Source organism: Enterobacter soli (assembly GCF_964208575.1).
Lineage (GTDB): Bacteria > Pseudomonadota > Gammaproteobacteria > Enterobacterales > Enterobacteriaceae > Enterobacter > Enterobacter soli_A.
This window is the reverse complement of the sequence record NZ_CAXOFU010000008.1, coordinates 16,622-33,150: the sequence shown is the minus strand read 5'-3', so window position 1 is coordinate 33,150 and position 16,529 is coordinate 16,622. Positions and strand designations below refer to the sequence as shown.

Here is a 16,529-nt window from a genome sequence, read left to right as displayed (position 1 = left end):
TTTAACGGGTTATTTATGAACAACACCACAATGCACAAAACGCTGCTGGCGCTCGCTATCGGCGCGGTTACGCACTCCGCCTTCGCGGCGGACGGCAAAAAAGAGGACACCATTGTTGTCCAGTCCGCGCCGGCCAGCGATTTCAAACCCGGGGGCGATACCCCGGTGCCGGCCTTCCTCGACGGACAGGTGGCAAACGGCGGGCGCATGGGGATGCTCGGCCAACAGAACGCGATGGACGTGCCGTTCAACATCATCAGCTACACCTCGAAGCTGGTGGAAGATCAGCAGGCGAAAACCATCGCCGACGTGGTCGCCAACGATGCGGGCGTGCAGTACGTTCAGGGCTACGGCAACAGCGCTGAAAGTTTCCGCATTCGCGGCCTGAAGTTTGACGGCGACGACATGACCTTTGGCGGCCTGTCCGGCGTGCTGCCGCGTCAGGTGGTAGATGCGCAGATGGTGGATCGCATTGAGATCTTCAAAGGCGCGAACGCCCTGATGAACGGCGCGGCGAGCTCCGCCGTGGGCGGGATGATCAACCTTGAGCCGAAGCACGCGGGCGAAACCCCGCAGGCGAAGGTGGGCGTGGATTACACCTCCGATTCGCAGATTGGCACCACGCTCGACGCGGGCCGCCGCTTTGGCGACAGCGACCAGTTTGGCGCGCGCGTAAACCTGGTTCACCGGGAAGGGGAGACCGGCGTGCCGAACGACCGTCGCCGCACGACGCTGCTCTCCACCGGGCTGGATTACAAGGGCGATAATTTCCGCACCTCGCTGGACGTGGGTTATCAGAAGAAGACCTTCCACGGCAGCCCAACCAGCGTCAACATTTCGGCGGTGGATTTCGTGCCCGAGCCGCCGAAAAACGACCGCAACTTCTCGCAGAAATGGGCCTACAGCAATATCGAAAATGAATTCGGCATGTGGCGCAGCGAGTACGACATCACCGAGGGCTGGACGGCCTACACCGGGCTCGGCGCGCAGCACGCGCACGAGGAGGGCTTGTACAGCGCGCCAAAACTGCTGGACAAGAGCGGCACCGCCACCGCCAGCCGTCTGGACACCAACCGCATCAGCGATACCGTCAGCGGGATGGCGGGCATTCGCGGCAGCTTCGATACCGGGTTTGTGTCGCACAAGGTTAACGTCGGCTATTCGGCGATGACCAAAAATGAAAAGATTGCGTGGAAAATGTCGGCGACGGCGGACAACCCGACCACCAACATCTACCACAACACCGGGGTTAACGCCCCGGACAGCACCAACCTCAACGGCTCCGGCGGGAAGTACAGCGACCCGCTGACCAGCGGACGCACCCGCACCCAGGGCTGGCTGCTGAGCGATACCCTCGGCGTGCTGGATGACAGGCTGCTGTTCACCGCCGGGGCGCGTCACCAGAAGGTGGTGATCCGCGGCTACAACAAAATCACGGGTGCGGAAAACGCCGCGGACGGCTTCGACGGCAGCCGCTGGATGCCAACCTACGGCGTGGTTTATAAAGTGCTCGATGAAGTCTCTTTATATGCCAACCACACCGAAGCGCTGCAGCCGGGCAAAACTGCGCCGAACACCGCCACCAACTACGGGCAAAGCACCGGGATCGTTCACTCTAAGCAGAACGAAGTGGGCGTGAAGGCCGACTTTGGGCGCGTGGGCGGATCGCTTGCGCTGTTTGAAATCAAAATGCCGTCGGCGATCCTCGACAGCCAGACTAAGCACTACGGCCTGGACGCCGAGCAGCGTAACCGCGGCGTGGAGCTGAACGTCTTTGGCGAGCCGATGCTCGGGATGCGTCTGAACGCCAGCGCGACCTGGCTTCAGGCGGAGCTGACCAAAACTAACAACGGCGTGAATCAGGGCAACGATGCCATCGGCGTGCCGAACTTCTACGCGGTGCTGGGCGCGGAGTATGACATCAAGCCGATCGACGGGCTGACGGCCACCGCGCGCGTGAACCACTCCGGCTCGCAGTACGCCGATCTGGCGAACAGCAAGAAGCTCGACAGCTACACCACCCTGGACCTGGGCGTGCGCTATCGCTTCGCGGTGAATCACAATGAAAACCAGATGACCGTTCGCGCGGGCGTCGACAACGTTACCGATGAAAACTACTGGGCGTCCGTGGATGATTCCGGTACTTACGTCACTCAGGGCGAACCGCGCACCTTTAAGGTGTCGGTTGGCTACGAGTTCTGAGTTCCACCCTCGTTATCCGGGGCACGGATGCCCCAATCCCTTGCTCGCGCCAGCATGAAGTGTTAAAACGTGCCCCTTCTAAAAAAGAGACAGGGGTAGGACGTGAAAGACGCGTCATCCGCTTCAGGCCATGAGAGCGCTGAAGCCTCGTCGGAACAGAATCCGACGCTGCAACGCGGGTTGCAGAATCGACATATTCAATTAATTGCCCTCGGCGGCGCCATCGGTACAGGCCTGTTTCTGGGGATCGGGCCTGCGATCCAGATGGCGGGGCCGGCGGTACTGCTGGGCTACGGCATCGCCGGGATTATCGCGTTTCTGATCATGCGCCAGCTCGGCGAGATGGTGGTTGAAGAGCCGGTATCCGGCTCCTTCGCCCACTTCGCCTACAAATACTGGGGCCCGTTCGCGGGGTTCCTGTCCGGCTGGAACTACTGGGTGATGTTTGTGCTGGTGGGGATGGCAGAGCTGACCGCCGCGGGTATCTACATGCAGTACTGGCTGCCGGACGTCCCGACCTGGGTCTGGGCAGCGGCCTTCTTTATTATCATCAACGCCGTCAACCTGGTGAACGTGCGCCTTTACGGCGAAACCGAGTTCTGGTTCGCGCTGATCAAGGTGCTGGCGATTATCGGCATGATTGGCTTTGGCCTGTGGCTGCTCTTCTCCGGCCACGGCGGCGAACGCGCGACCCTCGATAACCTGTGGCAGCACGGCGGCTTTCTGGCGACGGGCTGGAAGGGGCTTATCCTGTCGCTGGCGGTGATTATGTTCTCCTTCGGCGGGCTGGAGCTGATTGGCATTACCGCCGCCGAAGCGCGCGACCCGCAAAAAAGCATTCCGAAAGCGGTCAACCAGGTGGTGTACCGTATCCTGCTGTTTTATATCGGCTCGCTGGTGGTTCTGCTGGCGCTGTACCCGTGGGTAGAAGTCAAATCCGACAGCAGCCCGTTCGTGATGATTTTCCACGATCTGAACAGCAACGTGGTGGCATCGGCGCTTAACTTCGTGATCCTCGTGGCGTCGCTTTCCGTGTACAACAGCGGCGTGTACTCCAACAGCCGTATGCTGTTTGGCCTCTCCGTGCAGGGCAACGCGCCGAAGTTCCTTACCCGCGTCAGCCGCCGCGGCGTGCCGATCAATTCGCTGCTGCTCTCCGGGGCGATCACCTCGCTGGTGGTGCTGATCAACTATCTGCTGCCAAAATCGGCCTTCGGCCTGCTGATGGCGCTGGTTGTCGCCACGCTGCTGCTGAACTGGATCATGATCTGCCTCGCGCACCTGCGTTTTCGCGCCGCGATGCGCCGCAAGGGCCGCGACACCCAGTTCAAAGCGCTGCTCTACCCGGCGGGGAACTACATCTGTATCGCCTTCCTCGCGATGATCCTCGTGCTGATGTGTACCCTCGACGACATGCGCCTGTCGGCCATGCTGCTGCCGGTGTGGGTTATCTTCCTGTTTGTGGCCTTTAAGCTGTCGCGTAAGAAGTAGCCGTGTTTCCGCCCTCTCCGTGTGGGAGAGGGCGCTCGATCGTTAAATCTGAAACCCGACCCGCTTGCCGTTCGGCAACGTGACGTCAATACTCAACTCCCCGCCAAGTGCCGCAACATAGCGTTTTAGCGTGGACAGGCGCGGGTCATTGCCCGGCTGTTCAATTTTTGCCAGAGTGGGCTGCTTTACTCCCATGGCCGCAGCCAACTCGGTCTGCGACATATTCAGCTCTTCGCGAAGCTGATTGAGCGCCACAACGCGGCGCATTTCTTCTACTTTAGCGGCAATGCGCTCCTGACTTTCTGCGCTCTGCTGTGCCATCAGTTCTTTTAGCGTAGCCATATGTCTTCCTCACTTCGCCAGATGTTTGCTGAATTCATCGTCAGCCACTTTGATCATCTCTTTGTAAAACCGTTTTTCTACCCGGCCCGTTTTATCACCCGCGCACAGCACGATAGCTTTGCGGCTGGGATCAAAAGCAAAGAAGGCTCTCACCGGATGTCCTGCATGTTGAATGCGTAACTCTTTCATATTGGGATACGCTGAGGCATTCACAGTATCAACATACGGGCGCCCAAGCTGAGGGCCAAACTCAGCGAGAATATGCATCGCAGCCAGCACATCCTCTTTTAACGCCAGGCTCTGGTCATAAAACCACTCATCAAATCTATCCGTTGTTTCGACGTCCCACATCGTTCATCCCTTATAGCATCCTGGCTATAATCAGTTTATAGCCAAAAAGCTATAATCTCAACGCGAATGCCTCTCACGGTGTGCAAAAGATCTTTATCGTGACACCCCTCCCAATTCTGTCTCGATCCGCAGGATCTTTATTTTGTAATCGATTACTTTTCATTTGAACTGTTTTGTAATCGATTACTTTTACTCGGGTGAGGCTCATTATGGTGTCGACAACTGAAAGTAGTGGAAAGGCGATAGCGCAGCACCGGCTACTGGTGCCGCGCCTGTCGCTGATGATGTTTATGCAGTTTTTTATCTGGGGAAGCTGGTCGGTCACACTCGGCCTGGTGATGACCCAGCACAACATGTCTTTGCTGATTGGCGATGCGTTCTCCGCCGGGCCAATCGCCTCTATCCTCTCGCCGTTTGTGCTCGGGATGCTGGTAGACCGCTTCTTCGCCTCGCAGAAGGTGATGGCGGTCATGCATCTGGCGGGGGCGGCGATCCTGTGGTTCGTGCCGGGGGCGCTGATCGCTGAAAACGGCGCGCTGCTGATTGGCCTGCTGTTTGGCTACACGCTCTGCTATATGCCAACGCTGGCGCTCACCAACAATATCGCGTTTCACAGCCTGGCGAACGTCGATAAAACCTTCCCGGTGGTGCGGGTGTTCGGCACCATTGGCTGGATCGTGGCGGGGATCTTTATTGGCGTCACCGGCGTGGCCTCGAGCGTCACCATTTTCAAGGTCGCGGCAGCGTGCTCTGTGCTGCTGGCGCTCTATAGCCTGACCCTGCCGCACACCCCTGCGCCGGCGAAAGGGCTGCCGGTGAAGGTGCGCGATCTCTTCTGCGCCGACGCCTTCGCGCTGCTCAAAACGCGCCACTTCTTTATCTTCTCGCTCTGCGCGATGCTGATTTCCGTCCCGCTCGGCACCTATTACGCCTACACCGCCTCCTATCTGGCGGACGCGGGCATTGCGGACGTCAGCACCGCCATGTCCTTCGGGCAGATGTCTGAAATTTTCTTCATGCTGATCATCCCGCTGCTGTTCCGTCGTCTGGGCGTGAAAATCATGTTGCTGATCGGGATGCTGGCGTGGTTCGTGCGCTACGCCTTCTTCGCCCTCGGCGTGAGCGAGGAGGGGCGCTTCCTGCTCTATCTCGGCATTCTGCTCCACGGCGTGTGCTATGACTTTTTCTTTGTGGTCGGCTTTATCTACACCGACCGCGTGGCGGGCGAAAAGGTGAAAGGCCAGGCGCAGAGCATGATCGTCATGTTCACCTACGGTATCGGGATGCTGCTCGGCTCGCAGATTTCGGGCGCGCTCTACAACCAGCTGGTGGCCGGGCAAACGGTGCCCCAGGCGTGGGTGACGTTCTGGTGGATCCCGGCGGTGTCGGCCGCCGTTATTGCGGTGCTTTTCCTGCTCACATTCCGGTACGACGATGACAAAGCGTAATTTTCAGGAGGCGGTATGAGGACGATTAAGGGACCGGGCATTTTTCTCTCGCAGTTTATCGGGGCGCAGCCGCCGTTTAACACGCTGGACGGGCTGGCGGGCTGGGCGGCGGACAAGGGCTATAAAGCCCTGCAAATTCCCTGCAACCACCCGCACATTTTTGATGTGGAGAAAGCCGCCGAAAGCCAGGCCTATTGCGATGAAATCACCGCCAGGCTGGCGGGGTATGGCCTGACGATAAGCGAACTCTCGACGCATCTGGAAGGGCAGCTGATTGCGGTATGCGACGTCTACGGCGAGGCGTTTGACCACTTTGCCCCGGCGTCGGTGCGCGGCAACGACGCGGCGCGGCGGGCGTGGGCCACGCAAAAGCTAACCCAGGCGGCAGCGGCGTCGGCGCGGTTAGGACTCACCGCGCACGCGACGTTTTCCGGCTCGCTGGCGTGGCCGTTTTTCTACCCGTGGCCGCCGCACAACGAGCAGCGCTTCAACGAGGCGTTTCAGGAACTTGCCCGCCGCTGGCGGCCGATTCTCGATGCCTTCGACGAGCAGGGCGTTAACGTCTGCTTCGAGCTGCATCCGGGGGAGGATCTGCACGATGGCGTCACCTTTGAGCGCTTTCTGGCGCTGGTGGACAACCACCCGCGCTGCAACATTCTCTACGATCCGAGCCACATGCTGCTGCAGCAGATGGACTATCTGGCCTTTATCGACATCTACCACGCGCGGATCAAAGCGTTTCACGTTAAGGACGCAGAGTTCCGCCCCGGCGGGCGCAGCGGGGTCTACGGCGGCTATCAGCCGTGGCTGAATCGCGCCGGGCGTTTCCGCTCGCTGGGGGACGGGCAGATTGATTTTAAGGGCATTTTCAGCAGGCTGACCGAGTACGACTACGACGGCTGGGCGGTGCTGGAGTGGGAATGCTGCCTGAAGGACGGCGACGCCGGAGCCCGCGAGGGCAGCGAGTTTATCCGCCGCCACATCATTCCGGTATCCGACCGGGCCTTTGACGATTTTGCCGCAGGAGGCAGCCATGATTAACGTCGGAATCATCGGCAGCGGGTTTATCGGCCCGGCGCACCTTGAGGCGCTACGCCGTCTGGGGTTTGTGCAGGTTGTCGCCCTGTGCGACAGCGAGCTTTCACAGGCGCAGGAAAAGGCGCGTCAGCTTAACATCCCCCACGCCTGCGCCAGCGTGGCGGAGCTGCTCGCCCATCCGGATCTGCACGCGGTACATAACTGCACGCCGAACCATCTGCACGCCGAAATAAACCGCCAGATTTTGCGCGCGGGTAAGCACGTCTTCTCCGAAAAGCCCCTGTGCATGACCCCGCAGGAGGCGCGGGAGCTGGTGGCGCTGGCCGAACGGGCGGGCGTGGTGCATGGCGTGAGCTTCGTCTATCGCCAGTTTGCAATGGTGCGCCAGGCTGAGAGCATGATGCGCGCGGGCAGCCTCGGGCGGCTGTTTGCTGCCCACGGCAGCTATTTACAGGACTGGATGCTGCTCGAAACCGACTACAACTGGCGCGTGGATGCCGCGCTCGGCGGGGCGTCGCGCGCGGTGGCGGATATTGGCTCCCACTGGTGCGACACGGTGCAGTTTGTCACCGGGCGACGAATCACCGAGGTGATGGCCGATCTCTCCATCGTGTGGCCGACGCGCAAGGCCAGCGCCGGGGGCAGCCAAACCTTCGTTCACGACCCGCACGCGCGGTACGAAGATAAGCCCGTGAGCACGGAGGATTTTGGCTCGGTGCTGTTCCGGTTTGACGACGGCAGCAGGGGCAGCTTTAACGTGTCGCAGGTGAGCGCCGGGCGTAAAAACCGCCTGACGTTTGAGGTCAACGGCAGCGAGCGGTCGGTGGCGTGGGATCAGGAGGTGCCCCAACAGCTGTGGATCGGGCATCGCGAACAGGCCAACCAGCTTCTCACCGACGATCCTGGCCTGCTGAACCGCGACGTGGCCGACAGCGCCCATTTCCCCGGCGGACACATTGAAGGCTGGCCGGACGCCTTCAAAAATATGATGGCGCAGTTTTACCGGGCGGTGCAGGCGGGGAACATGCCGGAACGGCCGCTGTTCGCCACCTTCCACGACGGCGCGGACGTGATGTATATCATTGATGCGATAGTAAAAAGTCATCAGCAACGGCGCTGGATACGCATTGAGCGATGACGCGCTGTCCGGTTCGCCGGGCAGCCAATTTATGATAGCCTGCATAAAACGCTAACCGCAGGATGTGTCGTCGTTATGTCTATTCAGAAAATCGCTCAGCTGGCCGGGGTCTCCGTGGCGACCGTGTCGCGCGTGCTTAATAACAGCGATACGGTGAAAGAAAAAAACCGCGAGCGCGTCCTGCAGGCGATCAAAGAGAGCAACTACCAGCCGAATTTACTGGCGCGCCAGCTGCGCACCGCCCGAAGCTATATGATTCTGGTGATGGTCTCGAACATCGCCAACCCGTTCTGCGCCGAGGTGGTGAAAGGCATCGAGGAAGAGGCCGAGAAAAACGGCTACCGCATTCTGCTGTGCAACTCCGGGTCGGACATCGAGCGCTCCCGCTCGGGCCTGAGCCTGCTGTCGGGTAAAATCGTCGACGGCATTATCACCATGGACGCCTTCTCAAAGCTGCCGGAACTCTCGGCGCTGATTGGCGCCGCTCCCTGGGTGCAGTGCGCCGAATACGCCGACAACGGCTCGGTCTCCTGCGTGGGCATTAACGACGTCGACGCTTCCCAGCACGTGGTGAGCGAGCTTGCCCGGCGCGGGCGTCAGCGCATCGCCCTGATTAACCACGACCTGAGCTACAAATACGCGCGCCTGCGCGAGCGCGGCTATAAAAGCGTGCTCCATCTGCGCGGCCTGGAGTATCAGGTGGTGGAATATGCCAGCGAACTGAGTTCGGCGGCGGGGATGGCGGCGATGCAAAAGCTGCTGAAAGAAAACCCGCCGGACGCGGTCTTTGCGGTGTCCGATACCCTGGCCGCGGGCGCGCTGCGCGCCATTCAGCAGGCCGGACTGCGCGTGCCGGAAGATATCGCCGTGGCGGGTTTTGACGGTACCGAGCTGGCGGAGATGATTTCGCTTTCCACCATCGAACAGCCGTCGCGGGATATCGGGCGCAAGGCCGTCGATTTATTGCTGAATAAAATCGACAACCCGGACGCGCCCGCGCAGAGGATAATGATGGAATGGCGCTTTATTTCCCGCGCCAGCGCGTGATTTATTTCGTCAGCGCACCCGCCAGCGAGCGAATATCGTTTCCGGTCGGCGCCTGGTGAACGCGTAAACCAAATTCTTCCACCACCGCGAAAATATGGTCGAAAATATCGGCCTGAATGGTTTCATATTCCGCCCAGATTACCGTATCGGTAAAGGCATATATTTCCACCGGCAGACCGTTTGTACCCGGCTCAAGCTGGCGCACCATCAGCGTCATATCTTTGCGGATGCGCGGGTGGTTGCGCAGATATTCATTCAGATAGGCGCGGAAGGTGCCAATATTGGTCATCTTGCGCACGTTGAGTACCGAATTGCCTTCCCCGTTTTGCTGATTCCACAGGCTAATTTCTTCATGACGCGCCGCCATGTACGGCTTAAGCAGCTTCGCCTGAATCAGGTTCTGCTGCTCCTGCTCGTCGAGAAAATGAATGCTGGTGGTGTCAATATTCAGGCTGCGCTTGATGCGCCGTCCGCCGGACGCCGACATGCCGCTCCAGTTGATAAACGCGTCCGACACCAGCGCCCAGGTGGGGATGGTGGTGATGGTGTTATCGAAATTACGCACCTTCACGGTGGTCAGGCCGATGTCCGTCACCGTGCCGTTCGCGCCGTATTTAGGCATCTCCAGCCAGTCGCCGAGCTTGAGCATGTCGTTGGCGGAAAGCTGAATCCCCGCCACCAGGCCGAGGATCGGGTCTTTAAAGACCAGCATCAGCACCGCGGCCATCGCGCCCAGGCCGCTAATCAGAATGGCGGGAGACTGACCAATCAGCACGGAGATAATCAAAATCCCCACCAGGATGGCGCTCACCAGCTTAATCCCCTGGAAAATCCCCTTCAGCGGCAGCTGCGAGGCGGTGGCCATTTTTTGCGAGAGGTTGAAAATGACGTCCAGCAGCGAGAAGAACGAGAGCAGGGCATAGACCATCACCCACAGCTTCGCGCAGGTGGTCAGTATTTCCGCCGCTTCGCTGCCTCTTTGCAGCCACAGCACCGCCTGGACGTTGACGATTATCCCCTGAAGGGTAAAGGCCAGACGGTGAAATAATTTATTCTGAGTAATGATCTGCAGCCACAAATGGCTGCTGGCGCGCGCGCGCTTTTCAAAGGCGCGAAGCACCAGCTTGTGCAGAATAAGATGGATGACGATGGCGGTAAGAAAAATAATACCAAAGATAATCACTAACGACGTGGTGTGGTTAATTTCAATCCCTAACTCTTCTACCTGAGCAATTAATTCCTGCATAAAATCTCCTGTATTGTTGCAGCCCCATAATGGCGGCTGCGGATCTATTATGCAAATTCAGGGGGGATTATTTCGCGAGCTGGCAGCGCTTCACCTCCGGCAGAGAGAGGCGATGGCGCATCCATACGGTAGCCAGCGCCAGCGCGATCATCATGCCCGTCTCGACGGCTAAAAAGACGTTGATGGCCCGGGCGTAATCCCCGTGATGGTGCTGCAGCGCGTGGAGCAAAATCGCCCCGAAGATGGCCGGGCCCAGTCCCAGCGCGGCCTGTTGCAGGGTGCTGAGAATGGCGCTTGCCGCCCCGGCATCGTCCGGCTGAATGTCGCGCATGCCGATGCGGTAAAAGCTGTTCACAATCAGCGCCTGCCCGTAGCCGACCAGCCCGGTAGCCGGGGCCAGCGTCAGCGCGGTGTTCTGCATCCCCCAGAGGCGGAAGGTGGCGATCAGCGCCAGCAGGCCGGCTATCTGGATCCCCAGCCCGATCAGCAGGATGTTGCTGGTGCTGTAGCGGGCGATCAGGCGCGGGGCAAACCACGCCGAAACAAAATAGGTCACGCCCAGGGCGATAAAGCTGTTCCCGGACTGCCACGGCGCCATGCCCAGACCCGTTTGCATGGTCAGCGCCATGCAGAACATAAACCCGGACCAGACGCTGAAAAAGAGCATCGCAATCAGCACGCCAAAGCGAATGCTGCCAAGCTGCATCAGGCGCGGTGGGATCAGCGGATGGTCGCCGTTGCGCTCTTTGCTGCGCGCGTTCTGCACCATCAGCCAGGCCAGCGGAATAAGGGCGATCAGCGCCGCCTTCAGCGGCCAAGACCAGTGCCACTGCGGGCCGAGGGCCATCGGGAACAGCAGGCAGCAAAGCATGACCGCCAGCAGTGCGGTGCCCGTCCAGTCGATGCGCGACGCGGTTTCGCGGCGCGTTTCCGGCACGTAGCGGCGGCTGAGCGCCAGCACCACGAGGCAGATCGGCACGTTAATAAAGAAGGCGTTACGCCAGCCCAGCCCGGCGATATCCGCCGAGACCAGCCAGCCGCCGCCCATCTGGCCGACGATAAACGCGATGCCGCCAATGCCGCCAAACAGGCTTATGGCCTTCGCGTGGGCCGTGCCTTTGAGCGTGACGTGCAGGGTGGCGAGGATCTGCGGCACGATCAGCGCCGCTCCCGCCCCCTGAACGATGCGCGCGGCGAGCAGCTGTTCCACGCTGCCCGCCATGCCGCACAGCAGGGAGGCCAGGCCAAAAATCGCCACCCCGGTCATAAACAGGCGGCGGCGCCCGAGGTTATCCCCAAGCTTGCTGCCGAGCGCCAGGCAGACGGCAAAGGCCACGCCGTACAGCGCGACAATCAGCTCCAGCTCGGTGGCGGTGGCCTGTAGGGAGCGGGTGATGGAGTCCAGCGCCACGTTGGTGATCGAGGTATCAATCAGCGGCAGCATCTGGCCGGTTAACAGCAATATCAGGCCTGCACGACCCGGTGAAACAATTGACGTATTCATGGTGACTCCATTGCGTCAAACAGCGTAGAGTCGTAGCATCAACGATCTGATAAACGGGTACCAGTTCTTGCTTATACTGGTACTGGCACTACCATGCAGGGGGAAATATGGCGCTGATGTCTGAACCGGTCACCTCACTTCAGGATGACACCCGCAAGCAGCTAGGGGCTTTTTTGCGCGCGCGCCGGGAAAGTCTCGACCCGCAGCGGCTGGGCCTGCCGCGCAGCGGGCGACGCCGCACCCCTGGCCTGCGCCGGGAAGAGGTGGCGATGCTGGCCGACGTGGGCGTGACCTGGTACACCTGGCTTGAGCAGGGCAGGGACGTGAATCCCTCTGGCGCGGTGATGGCGGCGGTGGCAAAGGCGCTGCAGTGCACGCCGACCGAAGCCCGTCATCTGTTCGTGCTGGCGGGTTTACCGCCGGGCGAAGCGCCGCAGGCCGTGCAGTGCGAGGGCATCAGCGAAGGCACCCGCCGCCTGCTCGACACCCTGATGCCAAAACCGGCGAGCATTCAAAAGCCGAACTTCGATATCGTAGCGTGGAACGACAGCTTCGGGCATTTGATGGGCGTCGATTTCAATGACATTCCCCCCGAAGATCGCAACTGCATCTACCTGTTCCTGACGCATCCGGCCTGGCGCGCCCGCCTTGGCAAGCGCGATGACGTGCTGCCCATTTTCGTCTCCTATTTCCGCGCGGCAATGGCCGAGCACCGGGGCGACCCGGCGTGGGAAGCGAAGCTGGCGCGCTTCTTTGCGGTATCCGAAGAGTTTGAATCCCTGTGGCACCAGCGCAACGACGTGCGCGGCGTGGAAAACCAGCTCAAGCTGTTTACCCATCCCGAGATTGGCGATTTTAATTTGCAGCAGATGTACTGGTACTCCGCGCCGCGAAACGGCTCGCGGCTGCTGGTCTATTTACCGGTGGACGAGGGCGGAGAGCGGGCACTGGCGTGGCTGGCGGAGCAGGCTGTTATACTCAATAAAATCTGACACTTTCAGGGAATGAAGATGAACGTTACCCGCAAACAGGAACGCCTCCTTCGCCGCGCGCTCAGCGAGTGGGAGCAAGAGGGCGCATTAACCGCCGACGAGCATCAGCGTCTGGCGGGCAGCTTAACCCGCGTCACCATGGACTGGCAGCGCCTGAGCCGCTACGCCTTCTGGACGGCGCTGGCCTGCGTCATCATCGCCATCGGCAGCCTGTTCTCGGACAGCGAGCTGATGGCGCACATTATCGAATTCTTCGCCTTCTCCTCCATCGCCCGCATCGGGCTGCCCGCGATGGTGGCCGTTGCGTGTTATCTGTGGGGCTTCAGCCGACAGCGGCGGGAAACGCGGTGGCACTACAGCACCGAAGCCATTTTGTTCCTCGGCGTGTTTTTTACCGCCATCGCCCTCTGGCAACTTGGGGAACGGCTCGATAACGGCAGCGGCCACGTTGCGCCGCTGTTCCTGGCCGGCTGCGCCGTATACGGGCTGGTGGGATATGTCGGGCGCTCCGGGCTGGTATGGCTGTTCTTTTTACTCTCGCTCGGCAACTGGTTTGGTGCCGAAACGGGCTATATGTCCGGCTGGGGCGCCTACTGGCTGGGCATGAACTATCCGGTGCGCTTTATCTTCTTCGGCGCTGCGCTGCTGGCGCTGTGCTGGCTGCTGCGAGCCGTATTGCAGGCGCGTCATCTCTATACCACCAGTAAAGCGATGGGGCTGACGTACCTGTTTGTCGCGCTGTGGATCATGTCGATTTTCGGCAATTACGATATCGATAGCTGGTATGGCGTCACGCAGGCTTCGCTCCTGCCGTGGGCGCTGCTGTTCGCGGTGGCGGCGGTGCTGAGCATCTACATTAGCCTTAAAACCGACGACGGCATGCTGCGCGGTTTTGGCCTGACCTTCCTCGGGATTAACCTCTACACCCGCTATTTCGAATACTTCTGGGATGGCATGAACAAGGTGGTGTTCTTCCTCATTCTGGCGGCATCGCTGGCGGCGATCGGGCGCTATGCGGAGCGGATTTGGCATACGGGAAGCGGGAAGCAGTAGGTATTTTGCGAGGCGCTTTCAGGTAATAAAGGCTGAGTCTGTTCTCATGAAGTAAAGCGTGTAGTGTTGCCGACGAATATTAAGCAACCCGCTGAATTTCCATCATTTCGGCGAGTAATAAAGTGGACTATACTCACGGAATGAGAAACAACCCATGTCGCCACTGATGATTGATTCCGCAGACTTCAGCCAAAAGTTAGGGCTTATCTCCCGAAACGTTGAACATACCGAGGCCTTTCTGGCGCGCGGCACGGTGGATTTTCAGCTGCCGGGATTTATCCTGCCTGTGGGATATCGACTGTTGAAATCACGCGTCAGCGACGAGTACCGTCTGGTCACCACCGAGGGCGGCAAGCCCTACACGGCGTATGCCGTGAAGCTGAAGTTTCATAAAGAGATCACCTTTCCGCACAGCGCAGCGACGCAGGTCATGGTCTGGCGCACGCCGCGTGCCGTTCACCAGCGTGTGATTAGCGGGTTTCCGCAATTATTCTTTCAGTGGGTGCTAAGCGAATACGACATCGTTGTTTCCGACAGCGAACAAACCGGCGACGGGCAGCGATTCTGGCTGCGAATGATCGACTGGGCGTTCAGCATGAATTATCAGATAAGCGTGGCGGACGGCACGGTCGGGGAGGAGTGGGAGCTAACGCCCGTCAGGTCCTATGCTGAACTTGAAGAGCGCTGGATTGCCTTTGCATGGGGGCACGACAGTCATGTTCATCCGCATCGCAGGCTGGTGATCGGTAAAACGTAGCGGGCCGCGTTAAGCGACCCGCCAGCAATTAACACTCGGTCACGATCTCACTCAGCGGCAGGCGAGATTTCGGCAGCGTCGCGTTGAAATCTTCCACGCTGTGGTGTCCAACCGGCACAACCACCAGGCTGGTGAAGCCTTTCTCTTTCAGGCCAAACTCTTCGTCGAGGATCGCGGCGTCAAAGCCTTCGATTGGCACTGCGTCCAGGCCCATTGCGCCTACGCCCAGCAGGAAGTTGCCGACGTTCAGGTAAACCTGTTTCGCCATCCACTGATCGTCATCTTTCAGGTCAACGCGGTGCATATCGGCAAAGTAGCGGCGGCCTTTGTTGTTAGCGGCTTTTGCTTCCGGGGAGTTGAAACGGCCGTCGGCATCTTCCTGGTCAACCACGCGGTCAAGCCACGCGTCGTCCATCGCGGTTTTCGCGCAGAACACCACGACGTGAGAAGCATTCAGCATTTTGCGTTCGTTAAATACGTAAGTACCTGCGGCGGATTTCGCCACGCGCGCTTTACCCTCTTCGGTGTTGGCAACAATGAAATGCCACGGCTGCGAGTTGGTGCTGGACGGGCTGTACTGCAGCAGGGTTTTGATTTTTTCCGCTTCGTCTGCGGTCAGTTTTTTGCTTGCGTCGAACGCCTTGGTTGAGTGGCGTTTCAGGGCGACAGAAATGATATCCATAACAACTCCTGGTAATGAAATTCGCCCGTACCCGGGCGCGAAAGAAAAGCAGATTACAGCGGGAATCGGCAAAAGATAAGTGCGATTCGAGCGGTTAAACTGTTCGCCTCAGACGAACAATCACGCCGGTCGTATCCATTTGCGATCCTTTTTGGGCAGCTTATCGACGATCAGATTCCACGAGTCGGAAACCAGATCGGAGACTAATTCGGGCGTGATATCGTCGGTGCCGTACAGCGAGATCCAGTGCTTTTTATTCAGGTGAAAGCCGGGCTCAATGCCGCGGTAAATCTGCTGATTTAAGAGGGATTTTTCGGGTTCGGATTTCAGGCTGACGTGCGGCCTGCCGTGGGCGACGGCCACAATCATGAAAATTTTCCCGCCCACCTTAAACACGTCGAACTCCGGTCCAAACGGCCAGCAGTGTTCGGTGAAGGGCATCTCCAGCGCCACGCGTTTCGCGTGCTCCTGCAACGATTTACTGTCCATCAATATCCTCGCAGGCAAGCCCGCGCCACATGGCCTCAAAGCCGAGCGCTTTAAAATCGACGGCGCGGGACGGATCGCGGGTGGCAAATTCCATGGTGGTTTCGGCGAGCGACAGGAAAATGGCGTCGCCAAAGGTGCGAAACTCGTCGGACATAAACACCGGGCGCACCGAGCGGCGGCACAGCTCGTGCAGCTCCGGGAACATATCCTTCACCGCCTGTTCGGTCTCAGCGTTGATCTTTTCGCTGACCCCAAGCTGGCGGATCGCACCGTGGGCAATGGGATTGCGAATGCCCCAGTCCACGTAGCTGTTCCAGATATTGCGCGTGTGCTCTTTGGGTAGGGTGATGGTGCGGTCGAGATTGGCCAGCATCGTCTGGCAGAGATCCTGCTTCAGGTGCAGGTAGAGGGCGTTTAGCAGATCGTCTTTGGTAGCAAAATAGCGAAACAATGTGCCTTCGGCGACGCCCGCGTTACGGGCGATAAGCGCCGTGGAGGCAGCGATCCCTGACTGCGCAAAGGCAGCAGTTGCTGCTTCCAGTAAGGCCTGTTTTTTATCTTCACTCTTCGGACGTGCCACTAAAATTTTCCCCCTGTCAATGTCAAAAACCCTGATTGAAACATGCGCGTAGTCAGGCTGCAACGGCGCAGATCAAATATAAGAAAACGTCTTGACGACTTTATCGCCACACCTATAATGAGTGCTTACTCACTCATAATCAAGTTAACCCGCGCAATCCATCGGAAGG

General features: G+C 59.3%; 16 protein-coding genes. 9 read left to right on the top strand and 7 right to left on the bottom strand.

The features are described 5' to 3' along the window. Nucleotides 1-15 precede the first annotated feature (15 nt). Together AB6V08_RS10215 and pheP are read left to right on the top strand one after the other, a co-directional pair. Complete coding sequence (locus AB6V08_RS10215) at nucleotides 16-2,202, top strand: TonB-dependent receptor (protein ID WP_368542560.1); 2,187 nt, start codon at nucleotides 16-18, stop codon at nucleotides 2,200-2,202. A gap of 102 nt (nucleotides 2,203-2,304) precedes the next feature. Continuing rightward, entirely contained in the window at nucleotides 2,305-3,693 is a 1,389-nt protein-coding gene (pheP, locus tag AB6V08_RS10210; RefSeq protein ID WP_368542559.1) for a phenylalanine transporter, read from the top strand. A gap of 42 nt (nucleotides 3,694-3,735) precedes the next feature. On the opposite strand, the gene AB6V08_RS10205 is transcribed toward pheP, so the two are convergent. Both AB6V08_RS10205 and AB6V08_RS10200 read right to left on the bottom strand, forming a co-directional pair. Then, complete coding sequence (locus tag AB6V08_RS10205) at nucleotides 3,736-4,035, bottom strand: helix-turn-helix domain-containing protein (RefSeq protein WP_368542558.1); 300 nt, start codon at nucleotides 4,033-4,035, stop codon at nucleotides 3,736-3,738. 9 nt (nucleotides 4,036-4,044) lie between these two features. Next, complete coding sequence (locus tag AB6V08_RS10200; RefSeq protein WP_368542557.1) at nucleotides 4,045-4,386, bottom strand: type II toxin-antitoxin system RelE/ParE family toxin; 342 nt, start codon at nucleotides 4,384-4,386, stop codon at nucleotides 4,045-4,047. A 209-nt stretch (nucleotides 4,387-4,595) separates the two neighbouring features. On the opposite strand from AB6V08_RS10200, the gene AB6V08_RS10195 reads away from it, so the two are divergent. The 4 genes from AB6V08_RS10195 to AB6V08_RS10180 all read left to right on the top strand — a co-directional run bounded on the left by AB6V08_RS10195 (nucleotide 4,596) and on the right by AB6V08_RS10180 (nucleotide 9,057). Then, the gene (locus AB6V08_RS10195) at nucleotides 4,596-5,834 is read left to right on the top strand and encodes an MFS transporter (protein ID WP_368542556.1); all 1,239 of its coding nucleotides are present in this window, start codon (nucleotides 4,596-4,598) and stop codon (nucleotides 5,832-5,834) included. 15 nt (nucleotides 5,835-5,849) lie between these two features. After that, entirely contained in the window at nucleotides 5,850-6,875 is a 1,026-nt protein-coding gene (locus AB6V08_RS10190; protein ID WP_368542555.1) for a sugar phosphate isomerase/epimerase family protein, read from the top strand. Beyond that, entirely contained in the window at nucleotides 6,868-8,010 is a 1,143-nt protein-coding gene (locus tag AB6V08_RS10185; RefSeq protein WP_368542554.1) for a Gfo/Idh/MocA family protein, read from the top strand. Before AB6V08_RS10190 ends, AB6V08_RS10185 begins: the two co-directional genes overlap by 8 nt. A 75-nt stretch (nucleotides 8,011-8,085) precedes the next feature. After that, the gene (locus AB6V08_RS10180) at nucleotides 8,086-9,057 is read left to right on the top strand and encodes a LacI family DNA-binding transcriptional regulator (protein WP_368542553.1); all 972 of its coding nucleotides are present in this window, start codon (nucleotides 8,086-8,088) and stop codon (nucleotides 9,055-9,057) included. 1 nt (nucleotide 9,058) lies between these two features. On the opposite strand, the gene AB6V08_RS10175 is transcribed toward AB6V08_RS10180, so the two are convergent. Both AB6V08_RS10175 and AB6V08_RS10170 read right to left on the bottom strand, forming a co-directional pair. Beyond that, a complete protein-coding gene (locus AB6V08_RS10175) occupies nucleotides 9,059-10,303 on the bottom strand; it encodes a mechanosensitive ion channel family protein (RefSeq protein ID WP_368542552.1) in 1,245 nt (414 codons plus the stop codon). Between the two features lie 67 nt (nucleotides 10,304-10,370). Further along, nucleotides 10,371-11,807 carry an MFS transporter gene (locus AB6V08_RS10170; protein WP_368542551.1) on the bottom strand — a complete coding sequence of 479 codons (1,437 nt, stop codon included), beginning with the start codon at nucleotides 11,805-11,807 and terminating at the stop codon, nucleotides 10,371-10,373. Between the two features lie 107 nt (nucleotides 11,808-11,914). Here AB6V08_RS10170 and AB6V08_RS10165 point away from each other — a divergent pair, with 107 nt between their 5' ends. The 3 genes from AB6V08_RS10165 (at nucleotide 11,915) to AB6V08_RS10155 (ending at nucleotide 14,609) form a co-directional block, all read left to right on the top strand. Next, the gene (locus tag AB6V08_RS10165; RefSeq protein ID WP_368542550.1) at nucleotides 11,915-12,799 is read left to right on the top strand and encodes a helix-turn-helix transcriptional regulator; all 885 of its coding nucleotides are present in this window, start codon (nucleotides 11,915-11,917) and stop codon (nucleotides 12,797-12,799) included. An 18-nt stretch (nucleotides 12,800-12,817) separates the two neighbouring features. Then, a complete protein-coding gene (locus tag AB6V08_RS10160; RefSeq protein ID WP_368542549.1) occupies nucleotides 12,818-13,852 on the top strand; it encodes a DUF2157 domain-containing protein in 1,035 nt (344 codons plus the stop codon). A gap of 154 nt (nucleotides 13,853-14,006) precedes the next feature. Then, complete coding sequence (locus AB6V08_RS10155; protein ID WP_368542548.1) at nucleotides 14,007-14,609, top strand: hypothetical protein; 603 nt, start codon at nucleotides 14,007-14,009, stop codon at nucleotides 14,607-14,609. Nucleotides 14,610-14,637: 28 nt separating this feature from the next. Here the strand turns inward: AB6V08_RS10155 and nfsB are convergent, their stop codons facing one another. The 3 genes from nfsB to AB6V08_RS10140 form a co-directional block, all read right to left on the bottom strand. Continuing rightward, on the bottom strand, nucleotides 14,638-15,291 hold the full coding sequence (gene nfsB / locus AB6V08_RS10150) for an oxygen-insensitive NAD(P)H nitroreductase (RefSeq protein WP_368542547.1): 654 nt from the start codon (nucleotides 15,289-15,291) through the stop codon (nucleotides 14,638-14,640). 120 nt (nucleotides 15,292-15,411) lie between these two features. After that, nucleotides 15,412-15,780, bottom strand: a complete 369-nt coding sequence (locus tag AB6V08_RS10145) for an MmcQ/YjbR family DNA-binding protein (RefSeq protein ID WP_368542546.1) — start codon at nucleotides 15,778-15,780, stop codon at nucleotides 15,412-15,414. Then, a complete protein-coding gene (locus AB6V08_RS10140) occupies nucleotides 15,770-16,360 on the bottom strand; it encodes a TetR/AcrR family transcriptional regulator (RefSeq protein ID WP_368542545.1) in 591 nt (196 codons plus the stop codon). Before AB6V08_RS10140 ends, AB6V08_RS10145 begins: the two co-directional genes overlap by 11 nt. Nucleotides 16,361-16,529: the final 169 nt, after the last annotated feature.

Excerpts from the sequence above, each read along its gene's own strand:
- AB6V08_RS10155 (WP_368542548.1), top strand. The coding sequence starts at position 14,007 with ATGTCGCCACTGATGATTGATTCCGCAGACTTCAGCCAAAAGTTAGGG.
- AB6V08_RS10200 (WP_368542557.1), bottom strand. The coding sequence starts at position 4,386 with ATGTGGGACGTCGAAACAACGGATAGATTTGATGAGTGGTTTTATGAC.
- AB6V08_RS10145 (WP_368542546.1), bottom strand. The coding sequence starts at position 15,780 with ATGGACAGTAAATCGTTGCAGGAGCACGCGAAACGCGTGGCGCTGGAG.
- AB6V08_RS10215 (WP_368542560.1), top strand. The coding sequence starts at position 16 with ATGAACAACACCACAATGCACAAAACGCTGCTGGCGCTCGCTATCGGC.
- AB6V08_RS10165 (WP_368542550.1), top strand. The coding sequence starts at position 11,915 with ATGGCGCTGATGTCTGAACCGGTCACCTCACTTCAGGATGACACCCGC.
- AB6V08_RS10175 (WP_368542552.1), bottom strand. The coding sequence starts at position 10,303 with ATGCAGGAATTAATTGCTCAGGTAGAAGAGTTAGGGATTGAAATTAAC.
- AB6V08_RS10170 (WP_368542551.1), bottom strand. The coding sequence starts at position 11,807 with ATGAATACGTCAATTGTTTCACCGGGTCGTGCAGGCCTGATATTGCTG.
- AB6V08_RS10160 (WP_368542549.1), top strand. The coding sequence starts at position 12,818 with ATGAACGTTACCCGCAAACAGGAACGCCTCCTTCGCCGCGCGCTCAGC.
- AB6V08_RS10190 (WP_368542555.1), top strand. The coding sequence starts at position 5,850 with ATGAGGACGATTAAGGGACCGGGCATTTTTCTCTCGCAGTTTATCGGG.
- AB6V08_RS10180 (WP_368542553.1), top strand. The coding sequence starts at position 8,086 with ATGTCTATTCAGAAAATCGCTCAGCTGGCCGGGGTCTCCGTGGCGACC.
- AB6V08_RS10185 (WP_368542554.1), top strand. The coding sequence starts at position 6,868 with ATGATTAACGTCGGAATCATCGGCAGCGGGTTTATCGGCCCGGCGCAC.
- AB6V08_RS10205 (WP_368542558.1), bottom strand. The coding sequence starts at position 4,035 with ATGGCTACGCTAAAAGAACTGATGGCACAGCAGAGCGCAGAAAGTCAG.
- AB6V08_RS10195 (WP_368542556.1), top strand. The coding sequence starts at position 4,596 with ATGGTGTCGACAACTGAAAGTAGTGGAAAGGCGATAGCGCAGCACCGG.
- nfsB (WP_368542547.1), bottom strand. The coding sequence starts at position 15,291 with ATGGATATCATTTCTGTCGCCCTGAAACGCCACTCAACCAAGGCGTTC.